This is a genomic window from Clostridium sp. (assembly GCF_034179595.1).
Taxonomy (GTDB): Bacteria; Bacillota; Clostridia; order Clostridiales; family Clostridiaceae; genus Clostridium.
On record NZ_JAXFPT010000004.1, the window covers coordinates 21,632 to 40,206 of the forward strand.

The following is an 18,575-nucleotide window of genomic DNA, read 5'->3' on the forward strand; positions in this document are numbered from 1 at the left end:
TCCCTTTTATTTTTTTGTTTTTTGATTAGGTAGATATTTTTTAAAATTTACTGAACTTGAAATACAAGATTGATTGAAATATAATAAAATAAAAATAATTTAAATTTAGATAAAAAACGCAAATAGTATATACTATTTTTAAAAAGTAGCATAATAGAGGTGGTAAAGTGTATAAGTGCGCATTAATACTTGCAGCAGGTCAAGGAAAGAGAATAAAATCTGATATTCCAAAGGTACTACACAAAGTTTGTGGTAAGGAAATGGTTAATCATGTTATAGACAACATGAGAAAAGCAGAAGTAGAGGATATAAACGTAATAATAGGAAAAGGTGCTGAATTAGTAAAAGAAGGTACTAAAGATAGAATGGTTACATATTCTATGCAAGAAGAACAATTAGGGACTGGACATGCGGTTAAATGTGCAGCAGACTTTTTAAGAGGTAAAAAAGGAACTGTTGTAGTATTTGCAGGTGATGCTCCATTAACAAAAGAAGCCACTATAGAAAACTTAATAAATGAGCATGAAAAAAATAAAAATGCTGCTACATTGTTAAGTGCAATAGTAGAAGATCCAACAGGATACGGAAGAATAATAAGAGATAAAGACGGAGATGTCTTAAAGATAGTTGAACATAAAGACTGTAATGAAGAAGAATTATTAGTCAATGAAATGAATGCAGCTATGTATTGTTTTGATATAGAAGAATTAGTTAATTCATTAGAAAAGCTTTCTAATGATAATAATCAAGGAGAATACTATCTTACAGATGTAATAGGTATTCTTAAATCAGAAGGAAAGAAAGTTGGAGCTGTTGTTACAGACTATGAAGATACAATAGGAGTAAATTCAAGAGCACAATTAGCTGAAGCTGAAGAAATATTAAGAAAAAGAATAAATGAAAAACATCTTGATAATGGAGTTACATTAATAGATCCAAAGGCAACTTATATAGGAATAGATGTTGAAATAGGAAAAGATACAATTGTTTATCCAGGAACAATATTAGAAGGAAAAACTATTATAGGTTCAAACTGCATGATAATGCAAAACTGCAGAATTAAAGATAGTAAAATAAATGATGGTGTTACTGTTGAATCATCAGTAATACTAGATAGTGAAATCGGAAATAATACTACAGTTGGACCATTTGCATATATTAGACCTGAAAGTAAAATAGGTTCAAAAGCAAGAATAGGTGATTTTGTAGAAATCAAAAAATCAACTATAGGAGATGGAACTAAAGTGTCACATTTAACTTACATTGGAGATGCAGAAGTTGGAGAAGGCTGTAACTTTGGATGCGGAACTGTTGTAGTTAATTATGATGGTAAAGAAAAGAATAAGACAGTAATAGGAAATCATAGTTTTATTGGATGTAACACTAATTTAGTTTCACCAGTAACAGTTCATGATAATACTTACATTGCTGCTGGTTCAACAATAACTAATGATGTTTTAGAAGGAGATCTTGCAATAGCTAGAGCAAAGCAAAGAAACATCAAAGGATGGGTAGAAAAAAAAGGATTAAAAAAGTAAAAAATTAAAATTTTATATATAAAAAAGCTTAAAGTTTGAGGAGGTCTTCATTAATTATGTTAAGTCATGTAAACAATATAAAGATATTTACAGGAAACTCACATCCTGAATTAGCACAAGAAATTGCTAAAATATTAGGCATAGAAGTTGGTGCTGGTGATGTAGGAACTTTTAGTGATGGAGAAATATCAGTAAATATTGGAGAAAGCGTAAGAGGTGCTGATGTATTTATAGTACAATCAACTTGTTCACCTGTTAATAATAACTTAATGGAGTTATTAATAATGATAGATGCATTTAAGAGAGCATCAGCAGGAAGAATAACAGCAGTTATACCTTATTATGGATACGCAAGACAAGATAGAAAAGCTAAGTCAAGAGATCCAATAACTGCAAAGTTAGTAGCAGATCTTTTAACTACAGCTGGAGCAGACAGAGTATTAACAATGGATTTACATGCTGCTCAAATCCAAGGATATTTCAACATACCAGTTGATCACTTAGTTGGTTCACCAATACTTTCAAATTATTTTGTAGATAAGGGACTAGCAGATCAAGATGATGTTGTAGTAGTTTCACCTGACCTTGGAAGTGTTACAAGAGCTAGAAAGTTCGCAGATAAGCTACATGCACCAATAGCGATTATAGATAAAAGAAGACCTAAAGCAAACGTATCTGAAATAATGAACATTATTGGAGATATCGAAGGAAAGAAATGTATCTTAATAGATGATATGATAGATACAGCTGGAACAATTACAAATGCAGCAAATGCATTAAAAGAATTAGGAGCTAAAAATGTATATGCTTGTTGTACTCATGGAGTATTATCAGGTCCAGCATTTGAAAGAATAAATAATTCATCAATAGAAGAACTAGTTATGTTAAATACAATTAAATTACCAGAAGGTGTAGATAAAGAAAAATTCAAATCAATATCAGTAGCACCAATATTTGCTGAAGCAATTAGAAGAATATATGATGATGAACCAATAAGTAAGTTATTTGAAGCTTAGAGTTTGTAATACATAAAAATATATAAAAATAATTAATTAAACCTCTAGAAAGTTAACTAGAGGTTTTAATTTTTATCAAAGTAATGATTTATAGTTAATAATTTGTAACTTTTAGACAAAACTATATTAAAAAGTAGTGAAAAATGATAAATTTATACTTGTTAGTTAATTTATATTAATAAGAAATTAACAATATTAATTATGGAGGTGCCAAATGGAAGGCGTATTAGGAAAAGTATTAATAGTTGATGATGATGAAAATATCTGTGAAGTTATAAATATGTATGTTAAAAGCGCAGGATATGATACAAGAATTGCACATAATGGAAAAGAAGCAGAAGAAATATTTTTAGATTATAAACCTGACATAGTATTATTAGATGTTATGATACCAAACATAGATGGAATAGATGTATTAAAATGGGTAAGAAAAGAAGGAACAACTCCTGTAATAATGCTTACTGCTAAAGGAGATACATTTGATAAAGTTTTAGCTTTAGAACTTGGAGCTGACGATTACATAGTTAAACCATTCGAACCAAAGGAATTACTAGCAAGAGTTAAAGCTGTAATGAGAAGATATACAGCAGATAACACAAATAAAGAAGTAATTCAATACAATGATTTAACAATTGACGCAAATTCATATAGAGTTGTATACAGAAATAATGAAGTTAAAATGCCACCTAAGGAATTTGAACTATTATATTATTTAGCATGCAATAAAAATAGAGTATTTACAAGAGAACAATTATTATGCGAAGTTTGGGGATATGATTATCCAGGAGATTCAAGAACTGTCGATGTTCACGTTAAGAGATTAAGAGAAAAGCTTCATACAGGAGATACATGGCAAATAGAAACTGTTTGGGGGGTTGGCTATAAATTCGAGGTGAAGTAGATGAAAAAAGGTAGTTTATCGTATAGGCTTATAATAACCTTTACTTTGATTTTAGTCACTACGTCTGTAATAATTGCAGGAGTATTAGCAATTTGGTTTAGAAATTATTATTTTGATCAAAAAAAGCAACAACTTAATGAGGAAAGTACAATCATTGAGAGTGCTGCTATATCCTACTTAACTTTAGATAAAAGTTCTAATTTAGATACATTAAAAAGTGTAATGAACTTTGTTGGAAAAAATATTAATGCAGAGATATTAGTTACTGATAATTTAGGATATACATATGCCGTATCTAACAGTAAATACGAAGATTATAAATTTTCTAATTTAGGAATACCTAAAGAAGATATGGATATTTTAAAACAAGGTAAATCTATAGAATATAGTAACTTAAAAAATTCTGCAAAGAATGATTATGTTTATCTAAAGCCAATATTTAATAAAAAATACTTTAGTGGTGTTATAGTTATGCTAGTACCTATAAATAGTATGCTTGAACCTATAATTAAGGTTAATGAGGTTATTGCAGTGACAACATTATTAGTTATCATTGTAGGTAGCATAGCATTGTATTTATATAGTAGAAAATTCTTTATAAAACCGTTAAATGAAATTACAACAGCAGCTAGAAGATTAGCTAAAGGAAGTGTAGATCAAAGAATTGATATAAAGTCCCATGATGAAATAGGCGAACTTGCAGAGTCATTTAATACAATGGCAGAATCACTTCAACAAGTTGATGAAAATAGAAAAACATTTATATCAAGTGTGTCACATGAACTTAGATCACCTATTACATCTATAAGAGGATTTATATCTGGTATATTAGATGGAATAGTTCCTAAAGATAAAGAAGGATATTATTTAAATATTGTTTATGATGAAACAGAAAGATTATCAAGACTTATAAATGATTTATTAGATATATCAAGTTTAGAATCAGGTAAAATTAAGCTTAACAAACAAGAGCTAGATATTAGTAACTTAATAAAATATACCGTTACTAAATTGGAAAGTCAAATACATGAAAAAGGTCTGAATGTTGATGTTATGTTAGAAAAAGAACATCAATATATTATTGGTGATAATGATAAGATAACACAAGTATTAACTAATTTAGTTGATAATGCAGTTAAGTATAGTGTTGAACACGGTAATATAAGAATTAACACTAAGTCAAAAGGTGATAAGGTATTCGTAAGTATTTACAATGATGGAGAGCAACTTACAGAAGAACAATTAACTAAGATTTGGGATAGATTCTACAAGGCTGATGTTTCTAGAACAAATAAGATAAGTACAGGACTTGGATTGCCAATTGTTAGATTGATACTTACAGAACATGATGAAGATATTTGGGTTGAAAACTATAAAGATACTGGTGTTATGTTTACATTTACTCTAACTAAGAAATAGGTTTTGGTGATATTTATGAATGAGAATCAAGATAAACAAAAAAATGGTACTATAAATATAAAGAGTAAAAGCAAGGTTAATAACTCTAATAACATCTTAACAATAGTACTAATAATTTTAATAGGCGTTACTTTAGGGGTAATACTATCAAATCATAACCTAATTAATGTAAATACTAAGCAGATAGATGAAAATAAAGACAGTATAGATGATATAAAAACTGAGGTTATGACACAAGAAAATATAAGAAAAGTTATACAAAAAGTAGCACCATCTTTAGTTAGTATTGGTGATAGTTCAAAAAATGTAGAATCCAATGATTCATCAATTAATAATTTAACAGGGGTAATTATTACTAAAGATGGTATTATTGCAACTTCATATAGTGATATTAAAGATTTTAAAAATATATTTGTAAATTTACCTTCAAAAGGAACAAAATCAATGAGGGCAGTTCTTCTAGGATATAATAAAGATGCTGATATAGCAATAATTAAAATACCAGTTACTAATTTAAATGCTATAAGTATTGCTGATGATAAAAATATAAGACCAGGCGACATAACATATGCTATTGGAAATTCTATTAGTGATAATTATGTAGGTCTTGTTACATTTGGTATAGTAACTTCAATGCTTGATAAAGTTAAAATAGATAATACTAATTATAATTTAATTCAAACAAATGCTGTTATGAATTCAAGAAATTATGGTGGTGTACTTTGTAATGCAAATGGAGAACTTATTGGTATAAATAGTAGATATTTAACTGATAAAGATGATACTGATCATTTATATTATGCTTCTGGTAGCGGAGCTTTAGAAGCTGTTACAAAAGAGATAATAAAAAAATCAGATATTCTAGGAATACGGGGATCGGAAGTTAAAGTAAATAATGAATATAAAAAAGGTTTTTATATTGAAAGTTTAACTGAATATGGAAAAGCTGCTAAGGAAGGTATTAAGGTTACTGATATAATATTAACAGCTGATGGAGAACCTATATCATCTTATGAAGATTTAATAAAAGTAGTTAAAAATTCTAAAGATAAAACTATAAATTTCAAATTATTAAGAGATGGTAATATAATAAGTGTAAATATATCTATATAAGATAAAGAGGCTTTTTTAAGCCTCTTTATTATTGCAAAAATTTAGTATAATATTAAGTAGTATTTGAATAGACGTATATTAAAAGTGTAAAAATTATAGTATGTATAATAAATAAACAGAAGAAAGAGGAGATTATATGTTTTTAATAGTTGGACTTGGTAATCCAGAAGCTAAATATGATAACACTAGACATAATATAGGATTTGAAGCTATAGACTATATAGCAAAAAAGTATAATGTAGATATAAATAGGAAGAAATTTAAAGGAGAATATGGAGAAGGCTTTATAGGAAGTGAAAAAGTCATTCTTATGAAACCTACAACATATATGAATTTAAGTGGAGAATGTGTAAGAGAAGTTGTAGATTTTTACAAGCTTACAAATAAAGATATATTAGTTATATATGATGATATAAGTTTAGATGTTGGAAGAATTAGAATAAGAGAAAAAGGTAGTGCTGGAGGACATAATGGAATAAAAAGCATAATATCACATCTTGGTAGTGATGAATTTTCAAGAATTAAAATAGGGGTAGGACAACCTAAAGGAGATTTAGTTGAACATGTACTTGGTAAATTTTCTAAAGAGGAAAATGAAGTTTTAGAAGAAAGTTTAGAAGCTACAAAGCTTGCAACAGATACAATTTTAAAAGAAGATACAAGTTCTGCAATGAATAAATATAATGGATTTAAAGCTAAAAAGAGTATTTAAGGAGGGGTTAGAACATGAGGTTACAAGGGTTAATGACACCCTTAATTGAGAGCGGGAAATTTAATGAAATAACTAGTAATATAGATAATAAAAAATTTCCTTTTGCAATATATGGTTTATCTGAATCAGGTAGGACTTATTTAATAGATTCTATATTTGAAAAGTATGATAAACCATTAGTTATAGTTACTCATAGTGATATTGAAGCTAAGAATTTATATGAGGATTTAAGTTTTTACTCTACTGAAGTTTATTATTTTCCAGTAAGAGAAGTAGTCTTTTATAATATAGATGCAATATCAGGGGACTTAAGATGGGCTAGACTTAAAGTTATAAAAGAAATTTTAAATAAAAAAAAGAAGATAATAGTAACATCTGTAGAAGCATTTGCATCTAAATATACTCCAAGAAGATATTACGAAAAACACAAGATTAAACTAAATGTAAATGATATAGTTGATTTTTCAGATATCACTAAACTTTTAATTGAAGGTGGATATGAAAGAGTTGAGATGGTAGAAGGAAAAGGTGAGTTTGCATTAAGAGGAGGTATACTTGATGTATATCCAGCAGATTCAGCTTATCCATATAGAATTGAATTATTTGATGATGAAATTGATTCAATAAGAACATTTAGTGTAGAATCTCAAAGAAGTATAGAAAGAGTAAAATCAATAGAGATTTTCCCAGCTAAAGAAATAATAATAGATGATGATGTTATAAATTATGCTAAGGATGCTTTAAAAGAAGAATTAGATAAGGCTCTAGAAAACAATAGAAATAAAGAAGTTAGAGATAAGCTTTCAGAAATTATAAATAAAAATATAGAAAGTCTTATTCATACATCAAGTTTTGAAACTATGGATTCTTATATCCCATTTTTCTATAAGGATTTAGAAAGTTTATTTGATTATTTTGAAGGATATAATTTTATAATAGATGATACAGCAAGATTAATAGGAAAGCTTGAAAGCGTTTATAGTGAATTTAGAGAAAATTTTTCAATATTCCTTGAAAAAGGTAATATACTTCCTAAGCATTCAGAATTATTAATTGATTTTAATGAAGTAATTAATAAGTTTGAAAAATGTGAATTAATAACATTAGATACATTCCAAAAATCAAGAGATATATTTAGACCACATTCTATAATTAATATATCTCAATTAACTCTCCATAATTATCAAGGTCAATTAGATCTATTAATTGATGATATAAAAGATAAAAAAAGCAAAGGATTTAAAACACTAATTCTTTCAGGTACAAGAACAAGAGGAGAAAGATTAGTCGAAACCTTAAGAGATAGAGGTGTTGAAAGTGTTTATAAAGATAATGTAGAAAAAATACAAGATGGAGAAGTAGTTATAACATTTGGTAATCTTCTAAAAGGATTTGAATATCCAGATGAAAAAATATGTGTAATTTCAGATAAAGAAATTTTTGGTGAAGCTAAAAGAAAACTACCAAAAAAGAGAAAGCAAAAGAAGGGTATATCAAAAATAAATTCTTTTGCAGAACTTAAATTAGGAGATTTTGTTGTTCATGTAAATCATGGAGTTGGGGTATATAAAGGAATAAAACAAATTGAAGTAGCAGGAAATACTAGAGATTATTTAGATATAGAATATCAAAAAGGTGATAAACTTTATGTACCTGTTGAACAACTTGATTTAATACAAAAGTATATAGGTAGTGAAGGGAAAAACCCTAAGGTTAATAAACTAGGCGGTAATGAATGGCAAAAGGCTAAAAGTAAAGTTAAAAATTCTATAAATGAAATAGCAAAAGATTTAGTAAAGCTTTATGCAACAAGATCTACATTAAAAGGACATAAATTCAGTAAAGATACAGAGTGGCAAAGACAATTTGAAGATGAGTTTCCATACGAAGAAACACCAGATCAATTAACATCACTTGAAGAAATTAAAAGTGATATGGAATCATCAAAAGTTATGGATAGACTTCTTTGTGGTGATGTTGGATATGGAAAAACAGAAGTAGCTATAAGAGCGGCATTTAAAGCTGTTATGGACGGAAAGCAGGTAGTTTTCTTAGTTCCAACAACAATACTTGCAGAACAGCATTATAAAAATATGTTAAAAAGATTCTCAGATTTCCCAATAAAAATAGATATGGTAAGCAGATTTAGAACTGCAAAACAACAAAAAGCTACTATGCAAGCTATTAAAGAAGGAAATGTTGATATTCTTATAGGAACTCATAAGCTTGTATCAAAAGATATTCAGTTTAAAGATTTAGGACTTCTTATAATTGATGAAGAACAAAGATTTGGAGTTAAACAAAAAGAAAAGATAAAAGAGTTTAAGAAAAATGTTGATGTACTTACACTAAGTGCAACTCCTATTCCAAGAACTCTTCATATGTCATTAACAGGAGCACGTGATATTTCAATAATAGAAACTCCACCTGAAGAGAGATATCCTGTGCAAACATATGTTATTGAACAAAATGACCAACTTATAAGAGATGCGATACTTAGAGAAATGAATAGAGGTGGTCAAGTTTTCTTTGTATATAATAGAGTTGAAAATATTGAAGGAATGGCAAACTACATCAAAGAATTAGTTCCTGAAGCTAGAATAACTTTTGCTCATGGTAGAATGACAGAAAGACAACTTGAAACAGAGATGGTTAACTTTATGAATAAGGACTATGATGTTTTAGTATGTACTACAATTATTGAAACGGGTATAGATATTCCAAATGTAAATACAATAATAATATTTGATGCAGATAAAATGGGACTTTCACAACTTTATCAGTTAAGAGGAAGAGTGGGAAGATCTAATAAAATAGCATATGCTTATCTTTTATATACTAAAGATAAGGTTTTAACAGAGGTTGCAGAAAAGAGACTTAAGGCATTAAAAGATTTCACAGAATTAGGTTCTGGATTTAAAATAGCCATGAGAGATTTAGAAATTAGAGGGGCTGGAAACATGATGGGATCAGCTCAACATGGACATATGGCCACTATAGGTTATGATTTATATTGTAGAATGCTTGAAGATACAATAAAACTTATTAAAGGTGAAATAACAAAAGAACCTATTGAAACAACTGTTGATATTAAAGTAGATGCATATATTCCAGAAAGTTTCATAAAAGATGAAAATCAAAAAATTGAAGTCTATAAAAAGATTGCAGCAATTGAAAGTTATGATGAATATATGGAAATCAAAGATGAACTTGAAGATAGATATTCAGATATACCAGATTCAGTTTATAACTTAATGGATATAGCTTATATAAAGAGTAAGGCTAGAGAACTTAATATAGAAGAAATAAAAGAAACACCAAAAGGAATATTCTTTAAATTTGCAGATGGAGATAAAGAATATGAAAATGTATTTAAGGTGTTATTAGAAAAATATAAAAACAATGTTATACTTAAATTTGGTAGTAATCCAGAATTTGAATTTAAACAAAACAACATAAAGAAAGAAGAAATGTTAGCTTTCTTTAAAGAAATGCTAGACAATATAATAAAAGTAATAAATACTTAAAAGTTAAATAATTGAATTACCGATATAATGTTGTTATACTTAAAACATGTGAATTTTTAGCAAATAGTCGTTACAAAAACTAGTAAAGTGAGGGATAAACGTGGGTAAAATTAAAAAGTTAGTAGCTTTAAGCTTAGTTGCAATGGCTAGTATGTCATTTGCTGGGTGTAAAATGATACAAAAGACTCCAGAAGCAGTACAAAAAGAAACGTTAGCTAAGGTTGGAGATAAGAAAATTACAAGACAAGATTTAACAGATGCAATGAAGTATTATTATAATCTATATGAACAACAATATGGTTCAGATTATAAAAATAATGAACAAGTAAAAGCACAGTTATTATCTCAAGAAAAGCAAATGTTACAAAGCTTAGTAGATACAGAAGTAATAGTACAAGAAGCTGAAAAGAATAATTGGGTTGAGCCAGAAGATAAATTAAATAAAGAAGTTGATGAGCAATTTAAAGAAATGAAAAGTGCATATAAAACTGATGAAGAATTCAAAAATGCATATGAACAAAGTGGACTTAAGGACGAAGCAGCAGTTAAAAAAATGCTAAGAGAAAATATAATAGTAAAATCAACTCTTGATAATCACATATATAAAGATGTAAAAGTTAGTGATGATGCTATTAAAAAGTATTATGATGAAAATAAAAACACATTTAAAGTAGATAAAGCTGGAGCAACTGTATATAACATAGTTATATCAGGAGATAATGCTAAAGAAACAGCAGAAAAAGTAAGACAAGAGATTATAGATAAAAAGACAACTTTTGAAAAAATGGCTGCTAAGTACAATACAGATATGACAAAATCAACTGGAGGATCATTAGGTTACGTTGCTTATGACTCAACTGAATATTTACCTGAATTTATGGATGCTGTTAAGAAGCTTAACAATGGAGAAATATCAGAGCCTGTAAAAACTAAGTATGGTTATCATTTAATAAAGGTTGAAACAGTAATGAAAAAACCAGGTATTATGCCATTTGATTATGTAAAAGATGATATAAAAGATACATTATTAAGTACAGAAGAACAAAAAGCTTATACAGATACTATCAATAAGTGGAAAGACGAACTTAAAGTTAAAGTTTATGAAGATAAACTTCAATAGTATAAATGGAGAGAACACCTAATTTTTAGGTGTTCTTTTTATTTAAACATTGGTTATAAATGCATAAAATTTCTATGTAGTCAAATAATAATAATGCTACTAAATTTAACAGTATTTTATTAAGGAGGTTAATTATAAATGAAAGCCACAGGAATTGTAAGACGTATTGATGATTTAGGCAGAGTTGTTATACCAAAGGAAATAAGAAGAACTTTAAGAATTAGAGAGGGAGATCCACTTGAAATATTTACAGATAGAGAAGGTGGAGTAATTCTTAAAAAGTATTCACCAATTGGAGAGCTTACAGACTTTTCAAAAGAATACGCTGAAAGCTTACAACAAGCTATTGGACATATAATTTTAATTAGCGATAAAGACGCATTTATATCAGTTAGTGGTGCTCCTAAAAAAGATTACATAGATAGAAAAATAAGTAATGAACTTGAAAGTATTATGGAAGGAAGAAAGCCAGTATTACTTGGAGAAGGTGGTCAAAAATTAATTCCTTTACATAGTGATGAAGATATAGAAGAAATGACATCACAAGTAGTAGCTCCTATAGTTGCAGAAGGAGATGCAATTGGTGCTGTTATTATATTATCAAAGCAATCAGGTCAAAAGATGGGAGAATTAGAACTTAAATTAGCTGAAACGGCCGCAGCTTTCCTAGGAAAGCAAATGGAACAATAAAAAGATATTTTTATTAAGTAAAATGAAAATAAAAGTAATAATACCTCTAAACTTACAATAATTATTATTAGTAAAAGAAAAGTTTGGAGGTATTTTATGAAGAAACAATCCCTAATAAAGGGTAGTATAATATTGGGTGTTGCAGGAATACTCGCAAAATTTCTTGGTGTATTTTTTAGATGGCCTCTTATAATGCTTATAGGCGATGAAGGGATTGGCCTTTATCAAATGTCATTTCCATTATATATGTTCTTTGTAGCTATAGCATCAGGGATACCAGTTGCTATATCAAAGTTAGTTTCAGAAAATAATGCTGTAGGTGATATAGAAGGAAGTTTTAAGATTGTAAAAGGTTCTACTTATTTAATGTTCATATTAGGTGCTGGGACAACATTCTTTTTATTCTTTTTTGCAAAACCTATAATTAATTTCTTAAAGTGGGACATGAAGGCATACTATTCATTGATAGGTATATCTTTTGCACCACTTATAATTTCTATTATGACTATATTTAGAGGGTTCTTTCAAGGCCTTCAAAACATGACACCTTCTGCAGTATCACAAATACTAGAGCAGATAGGAAGAGTAGTTTTTGGAGTTGGACTAGCAGTTCTATTTCTTCCTAAAGGTATAGAATATTCAGCAGGTGGAGCAGCTTTTGGAGCAGCAGCAGGTGGAATACTAGGTGGAGGTTATCTTTATATTAAATATTTAATTATAAAGAGAAACTATGGTATTAAAAAAGTAAAAAGTGATCCTATAATTATGAATAGAATACTTAAAATTGCCATTCCAATATCATTAGGAGCGACTGTTTCTACAATAATGAATCTTATTGATTCTATATTTATTCCACAAAAATTATTAGAAGCAGGCTTTACTACAAAACAAGCAACTATACTTTATGCACAACTTTCAGGTAAAGCATCAGTTATAGTAAATATACCAATGACTCTTTCTATGGCACTTTCTATTTCATTAATTCCAATAATATCAGAACAATTTATTTTAAAAAGATTTAGAGCTGTTGAAAATAAAGTTAATTTAGCAATTAGAATCTCTACTGTTATATCAATACCATGTATGTTTGGAATATTCTTTATGTCATTACCTATAATGAAGCTTATATTCCCAGGAAAGTATGAGGGATTTGAAATACTTAGATATTTATCTATAACAATACCATTTGTAATATTAACTCAAACTACAACATCTATATTACAAGGTGTAGGTAAATGTATAGCTCCTGTTATAAACTTATTTATAGGATGTATAGTAAAACTTATATTAACACTTATATTAGTTCCAATGCCTGAATTTAATATATATGGAGCTGTAATAGCAAGTATTGTAGCGTATATTGTAACAACAATTCTAAATATAATACTACTTAAAATTAATTTAAAAACAAGAATTGGAATTTTAAACAATGTAATAAAGCCTATACTAGGATCAATTGTAATGACTTTAGTAGTTTTATATGTATATGAATTTATTTTTAAGTATACAATGAGTAACGGGATATCTTGCTTATTATCAGTAATTTTAGGTATTATAGTATATATGACTTCAATTATGTGTATGAGAGTATTTGATGTTGAAGACGTAAGAAGTAGATTTTCTAAAAAATAAATAGATAAAAGGAGAAATACCTAATGATTAAAATTATTGGTTTAGGACCAGGAGCTAGTGATGCTCTTACAGTAGGTGCTTTAAGAGTATTAGAAGAAAGTGATAATATTTACTTTAGAACTGAAATTCATCCAACAGTTGATTTTATAAGAAGTAGAAATATAGAATTTAAAACATATGATCATTTTTATAATAGCGGAGAAAGCTTTGATGAAGTTTATAAAAATATAGCTGAAGATCTAATAAAGGTTTATAAAGAAACAGGAAATGTTGTTTATGCAGTTCCAGGACACCCACTTGTTGCTGAAAAATCAGTATCTAATCTTATGGAACTTTGCAAAGAAGGAAATATAGAATATGAAATTTTACCAGCGGTTAGTTTTATAGATGCAATGATGGATAGACTGCAAATAGACCCTATTGAAGGGCTTAAAGTTATAGATGCATTTGATATAAACAATCAAATAATGGATAAAAGAATAGGAACTATAATAACTCAAGTATACAATCCATTTATTGCATCAGAAGTTAAGTTAAAATTATTAGAATGTTATGATGATGAAACTAAAATAATTTATGTTAGAGCAGCAGGAATTGAAGGATTAGAAAGTATAAGAGAAATTCCTTTATATGAACTTGATATGCAAGAAGATATAGATTACTTAACATCTGTATATATACCTAAAGATTTAAATAATAAGAAAGATATAAATGATTTAATAAATTTAATAGAAGTTCTAAGGGGGGATGAAGGATGCCCTTGGGATAGAGAACAAACTCATGAAAGTATAAAAAATGCAATAGTTGAAGAAAGCTATGAAGTTAAAGATGCGATAGAAAATGAAGATGATAATGCCTTAATAGAAGAGCTTGGAGAGGTACTTTTACATGTTATATTCCACTCATCAATAGGAAAAGAAGATGGATATTTTGATTTTAATGATGTAGTAGAAGGTATTTATAATAAAATGATAAATAGACATCCTCACATATTTAAAAATCAAGAAATTTGTAACTCAGAAGAAGTTGTTCAAAACTGGGATGAAATAAAGAAAGAAGAAAAAGGTTTTGAAACAGTAACTGACGAATTAAATGCTGTTGCAAAAGCACTTCCAGCTTTAATTAGAGCTCACAAGATTCAAAATAAGGCAAAAAAAGTTGGATTTGATTGGGATAATGTAGAAGATGCAGCAAAAAAAGTTGTAGAAGAATTAAATGAAGTTTTAGATGCATATAATACTGAAAATAAGGGAAATATAACAGAAGAGGTTGGAGACTTATTATTCTCATGTGTTAATGTTGCAAGATTCTTAAACATTGATGAAGAAGAAGCATTAAATAATACTACAGATAAATTTATAAGAAGATTTAGTTATATAGAAGAGCAAGCTAATAAATTAGGAAAAAATTTAAAAGAAATGTCTCTTGAAGAAATGGATAAACTTTGGAATGACGCTAAGAAACTAGAAAATAATTAGATTTAGAAGGAATTTTAAGGTTTTTATAGAATATAACTTAAAGTAATAAAATTCTATGCTTTCAAGTTAATTGTTATATTGGAATAACTGCTTATTAATACAAATAATTAAGCATTTTGTCTATTGAGTGTAGACGAGAGTTAAAAGTGATAATATAATAAGATAAGTAAGCATAGTACATAAAGAATTAATTAGTACTATTAAGTAACTAATTATTTAAGGAGGATGTAATTGTGAATAAGGCAGAATTAATTACTAGCATGGCTGAAAAGTCAAAGTTAACTAAAAAAGATGCAGAAGTAGCTTTAAAAGCATTTATAGAAAGTGTTGAAGAAGCATTAGTAGCTGGAGAAAAGGTTCAATTAATTGGATTTGGAACTTTTGAAACTAGAGAGAGAGCTGCTAGAGAAGGAAGAAATCCAAAGACTAGAGAAGTAATTCAAATACCTGCATGTAAAGCACCTGCTTTCAAGCCTGGTTCAGCTCTTAAAGAAAAGATAAATAGATAATTATAATTAATTAATCATAAATTACATTCAACAACATAGCACATTTATATATTAAAAGCTTAAATAATATATTACTGCCATTATATATTTTATTAATACTTTTAAACCCCTTGCTTTTAATTATAGATGTGCTATAATTATTTTACATACTTATAAGACCTAGATAAGTCTTTAAACTGTCTATTTAAAGAGTTCCACAAAGGCTATGGAGAGCCAAGAACTGTTATGTTCTTCAGTATCTATCCTAAAAGGTGTGCCAGTATAATTTACGAAGTACAAGTAAAAACGTAGCAGGAACAACTGGTTGCTACAACTAATATATTACATTATGACACTTAGTTCTACTGGGCTTACATTGTAATATATTGACCTAAACAAGTCTTTAAACTGTATAAGGGTAAGGTAACACTAGAACAAAAAATCCTAGAATTGAGAAAGCTAGGTGATGAGGGTGGCAAGACACCGTTTGTAAAAATCAAGTTACTAAAATCCTAATCATTCAAGTTGTTCTTTGGCGAGAATTGTAAATCTTTTTCTCAAATGGTTGGGTTACCCCTTTATCTATTTAAGGTGTTATAGAGATGAAAACTTCTCCAGTATCAAAAGGAGTTGATTCTCGATTAATTCTTATTCTTAGTTATGTATAAAAAGCATCCCCATATTTTCCATTAAATTTATTTATACATAACTAATTACATAGAAATTATTAGAATTAAAAGTTATTGACTAAATAATAGCTTTTGATCAGTAATTTCAATCTGGCTCGTGAATTAAATCACGGGCTTTTTATATATAAAATAAATAAAAAAGGGGAAAAATTGATGGAAACACAAGTTTTTATTGTACCGTTTGATAAAACTGTTGAAATAGAAGACGGTTTCCAAAAACAAAAACATTCTAAAGATATATGGAATAAATATAGCAATATAGGTTTTTATGTTGATAAAGATATGGCTAATAAAAATATAGCTATGCAACAGATAATTCCTTACACTTTAATCAGAAATGATAAAGGTGAATTCTTTTCAGCTTCATTAACTAATAATGATAATACTATTATTAGTTTAGGATTTGGAGATAATATAACAGTAACAGATGGTTTAATACAACCTTTATTTAAAGGAGCTGTTAGAACTTTATTTGATGCTATTACATTAGAAGAAACTAAACCTTTAAGATTTATAGGAACAGTTAGAGATAAAGCTATTAATGATAAATATATAGGTTATGTCTTTATAATAGATAATATAAATGATGTAACAATAAATAATGACAAACTGCAAGGAGCATGGTTATCTAGACAAGATTTAATAGATAAATATAATAATTTAGAAACATGGTCTAAACACATTGTAGATTATCTAATAGATAACGTAATATAACAATATATAGTATTTTTGTATTTCCTACATCCAATATATAGTAGTATAATAGTAAATAAGGAAAAAAAATATCATATAATATATAATGTTGATTATAAAAGATGGAAGGAGAAATAAAAGAATGAATATGGTAATTAAAAGAGATGGAAGGAAGACAGAATTTGATCCAAGTAAGATATCAAGAGCTATATTAAGAGCCATGAAGTCTTGTGGAATAATAAGAACTGATATAGCTAATTCAATAGCAGAAAGAGCAATAGATTTATTTGATGGTTCAGAAAATGTAAAAATAGAAGATATCGAAAATTATGTTTATTTTGCATTAATAGAAGAATCTCAAGAGTTCACTGCAAAAACTTATGAAGGATACAGAGCTGTTAGAGAACATAAAAGAAGTATTAATACAACTGACACAACTGTATTAGATTTAATAGCTTTTAATAACGAAGAAGTTATGAATGAAAATTCAAATAAAAATGCTAAATTAAACTCTACTCAAAGAGATTTAATAGCTGGAGAAATATCAAAAGATTTAGCTAGAAGAAAAATAATTCCTGCTCATATAGTTCAAGCACATGATGAAGGAATTATACATTGGCATGATATGGATTATACTATATCTCCTATGTTTAATTGCTGTTTAATTAACTTAGAAGATATGCTTACTAATGGTACTGTTATTAATGATAAATTAGTTGAAGAACCTAAAAGCTTTACTACAGCATGTACTGTTACTACTCAAATCATGGCTCAAGTATCAAGTAATCAATACGGTGGACAATCTATAACAATTGCACATATTGCTAAATATTTAAAAGTTTCTGAAGAAAAAGCATATATACATTATTTAGAAAAAGGACTTGATAAAGAAAAAGCTAAAGAGCTTTCTTTATGTGATAGAGAAAAAGAATTAAAAGCTGGTGTTCAAACTATTAGATATCAATTATCTACTTTAATGACTACTAACGGACAAGCACCTTTTGCTACTATTTATCTAGAAATAATACCTGGTCATAAGTATGAAAAAGAAATGGCTGATATTTGTGAAGAAATGTTAAAGCAAAGAATTGAAGGAATGAAGAACTATAAAGGTCAAGCAATTGGAGAAGCTTTCCCTAAACTTGTATATGTTTTAGATGAACATAACTGTTTAGAAGGTGGTAAATATGATTACATTACTAAATTATCAGCTAAATGTAATGTAAGAAGATTAGTACCTGATTATCAATCAGCTAAAATAATGAGACAAAATTATGAAGGAAATAACTTCCCACCGATAAACATTATTGTCGCATAACGAAGTGATTTGTTATGAAAACCTGCTTAAACGGAGGAAATCTTCTTAAGAAGAAAACTCACCGTACTAAATTAATACGCTTAATAGAAACAAAAAGAAAAGAGTAAGGAGAAGTAAACTTATGTGAAAAGATATAAAAGGTTGGGAAGATTATTATGAAGTCAATACAGATGGTGAAGTGAGAAATAAAAAAAATAATGGTTATCAAAGACACAACATTAAAGAAATTTATTATATATAA

15 protein-coding genes are annotated in these 18,575 nt (G+C 27.9%); all 15 read left to right on the forward strand.

Annotation, left to right across the window (positions count from 1 at the left end; genetic code table 11):
- Window positions 1–167 precede the first annotated feature (167 nt).
- The 15 genes from glmU to SPJ33_RS10625 all read left to right on the forward strand — a co-directional run bounded on the left by glmU (window position 168) and on the right by SPJ33_RS10625 (window position 18,575).
- Entirely contained in the window at window positions 168–1,538 is a 1,371-nt protein-coding gene (gene glmU, locus SPJ33_RS00210; RefSeq protein ID WP_321115952.1) for a bifunctional UDP-N-acetylglucosamine diphosphorylase/glucosamine-1-phosphate N-acetyltransferase GlmU, read from the forward strand.
- 56 nt (window positions 1,539–1,594) lie between these two features.
- Window positions 1,595–2,554 (forward strand): ribose-phosphate diphosphokinase, encoded by a 960-nt coding sequence (locus tag SPJ33_RS00215; RefSeq protein WP_321115953.1) that lies wholly within the window; start codon window positions 1,595–1,597, stop codon window positions 2,552–2,554.
- Window positions 2,555–2,768: 214 nt separating this feature from the next.
- A complete protein-coding gene (locus SPJ33_RS00220) occupies window positions 2,769–3,455 on the forward strand; it encodes a response regulator transcription factor (RefSeq protein WP_321115954.1) in 687 nt (228 codons plus the stop codon).
- The gene (locus tag SPJ33_RS00225; RefSeq protein WP_321115955.1) at window positions 3,456–4,874 is read left to right on the forward strand and encodes an ATP-binding protein; all 1,419 of its coding nucleotides are present in this window, start codon (window positions 3,456–3,458) and stop codon (window positions 4,872–4,874) included.
- 15 nt (window positions 4,875–4,889) lie between these two features.
- Window positions 4,890–5,987 (forward strand): S1C family serine protease, encoded by a 1,098-nt coding sequence (locus tag SPJ33_RS00230; protein ID WP_321115956.1) that lies wholly within the window; start codon window positions 4,890–4,892, stop codon window positions 5,985–5,987.
- 136 nt (window positions 5,988–6,123) lie between these two features.
- Window positions 6,124–6,699 carry an aminoacyl-tRNA hydrolase gene (gene pth / locus SPJ33_RS00235; RefSeq protein WP_321115957.1) on the forward strand — a complete coding sequence of 192 codons (576 nt, stop codon included), beginning with the start codon at window positions 6,124–6,126 and terminating at the stop codon, window positions 6,697–6,699.
- 14 nt (window positions 6,700–6,713) lie between these two features.
- Window positions 6,714–10,226, forward strand: a complete 3,513-nt coding sequence (gene mfd / locus SPJ33_RS00240) for a transcription-repair coupling factor (RefSeq protein ID WP_321115958.1) — start codon at window positions 6,714–6,716, stop codon at window positions 10,224–10,226.
- Between the two features lie 100 nt (window positions 10,227–10,326).
- Window positions 10,327–11,346, forward strand: coding sequence for a peptidylprolyl isomerase (locus tag SPJ33_RS00245; RefSeq protein ID WP_321115959.1), 1,020 nt, complete (start codon window positions 10,327–10,329; stop codon window positions 11,344–11,346).
- 138 nt (window positions 11,347–11,484) lie between these two features.
- Entirely contained in the window at window positions 11,485–12,036 is a 552-nt protein-coding gene (gene spoVT, locus SPJ33_RS00250; protein WP_321115960.1) for a stage V sporulation protein T, read from the forward strand.
- 96 nt (window positions 12,037–12,132) lie between these two features.
- Window positions 12,133–13,668, forward strand: coding sequence for a polysaccharide biosynthesis protein (locus SPJ33_RS00255; RefSeq protein WP_321115961.1), 1,536 nt, complete (start codon window positions 12,133–12,135; stop codon window positions 13,666–13,668).
- Between the two features lie 23 nt (window positions 13,669–13,691).
- Window positions 13,692–15,146, forward strand: a complete 1,455-nt coding sequence (gene mazG / locus SPJ33_RS00260; protein ID WP_321115962.1) for a nucleoside triphosphate pyrophosphohydrolase — start codon at window positions 13,692–13,694, stop codon at window positions 15,144–15,146.
- A gap of 233 nt (window positions 15,147–15,379) precedes the next feature.
- The gene (locus tag SPJ33_RS00265; protein ID WP_321115963.1) at window positions 15,380–15,655 is read left to right on the forward strand and encodes an HU family DNA-binding protein; all 276 of its coding nucleotides are present in this window, start codon (window positions 15,380–15,382) and stop codon (window positions 15,653–15,655) included.
- Between the two features lie 821 nt (window positions 15,656–16,476).
- A complete protein-coding gene (locus tag SPJ33_RS00270; RefSeq protein ID WP_321115964.1) occupies window positions 16,477–17,037 on the forward strand; it encodes a hypothetical protein in 561 nt (186 codons plus the stop codon).
- Between the two features lie 121 nt (window positions 17,038–17,158).
- Window positions 17,159–18,334: an anaerobic ribonucleoside-triphosphate reductase gene (gene nrdD / locus SPJ33_RS00275; RefSeq protein WP_414627186.1), complete on the forward strand. Its 1,176-nt coding sequence runs from the start codon at window positions 17,159–17,161 to the stop codon at window positions 18,332–18,334.
- A 133-nt stretch (window positions 18,335–18,467) separates the two neighbouring features.
- Window positions 18,468–18,575 carry a hypothetical protein gene (locus tag SPJ33_RS10625; protein WP_414627187.1) on the forward strand — a complete coding sequence of 36 codons (108 nt, stop codon included), beginning with the start codon at window positions 18,468–18,470 and terminating at the stop codon, window positions 18,573–18,575.

Bases quoted from the DNA above. Each gene is read 5' to 3' on its own strand.
- SPJ33_RS00215 (WP_321115953.1), top strand. From the start codon at position 1,595: ATGTTAAGTCATGTAAACAATATAAAGATATTTACAGGAAACTCACAT.
- SPJ33_RS00220 (WP_321115954.1), top strand. From the start codon at position 2,769: ATGGAAGGCGTATTAGGAAAAGTATTAATAGTTGATGATGATGAAAAT.
- SPJ33_RS00225 (WP_321115955.1), top strand. From the start codon at position 3,456: ATGAAAAAAGGTAGTTTATCGTATAGGCTTATAATAACCTTTACTTTG.
- SPJ33_RS00230 (WP_321115956.1), top strand. From the start codon at position 4,890: ATGAATGAGAATCAAGATAAACAAAAAAATGGTACTATAAATATAAAG.
- pth (WP_321115957.1), top strand. From the start codon at position 6,124: ATGTTTTTAATAGTTGGACTTGGTAATCCAGAAGCTAAATATGATAAC.
- mfd (WP_321115958.1), top strand. From the start codon at position 6,714: ATGAGGTTACAAGGGTTAATGACACCCTTAATTGAGAGCGGGAAATTT.
- spoVT (WP_321115960.1), top strand. From the start codon at position 11,485: ATGAAAGCCACAGGAATTGTAAGACGTATTGATGATTTAGGCAGAGTT.
- SPJ33_RS00255 (WP_321115961.1), top strand. From the start codon at position 12,133: ATGAAGAAACAATCCCTAATAAAGGGTAGTATAATATTGGGTGTTGCA.
- mazG (WP_321115962.1), top strand. From the start codon at position 13,692: ATGATTAAAATTATTGGTTTAGGACCAGGAGCTAGTGATGCTCTTACA.
- SPJ33_RS00270 (WP_321115964.1), top strand. From the start codon at position 16,477: ATGGAAACACAAGTTTTTATTGTACCGTTTGATAAAACTGTTGAAATA.
- nrdD (WP_414627186.1), top strand. From the start codon at position 17,159: ATGAATATGGTAATTAAAAGAGATGGAAGGAAGACAGAATTTGATCCA.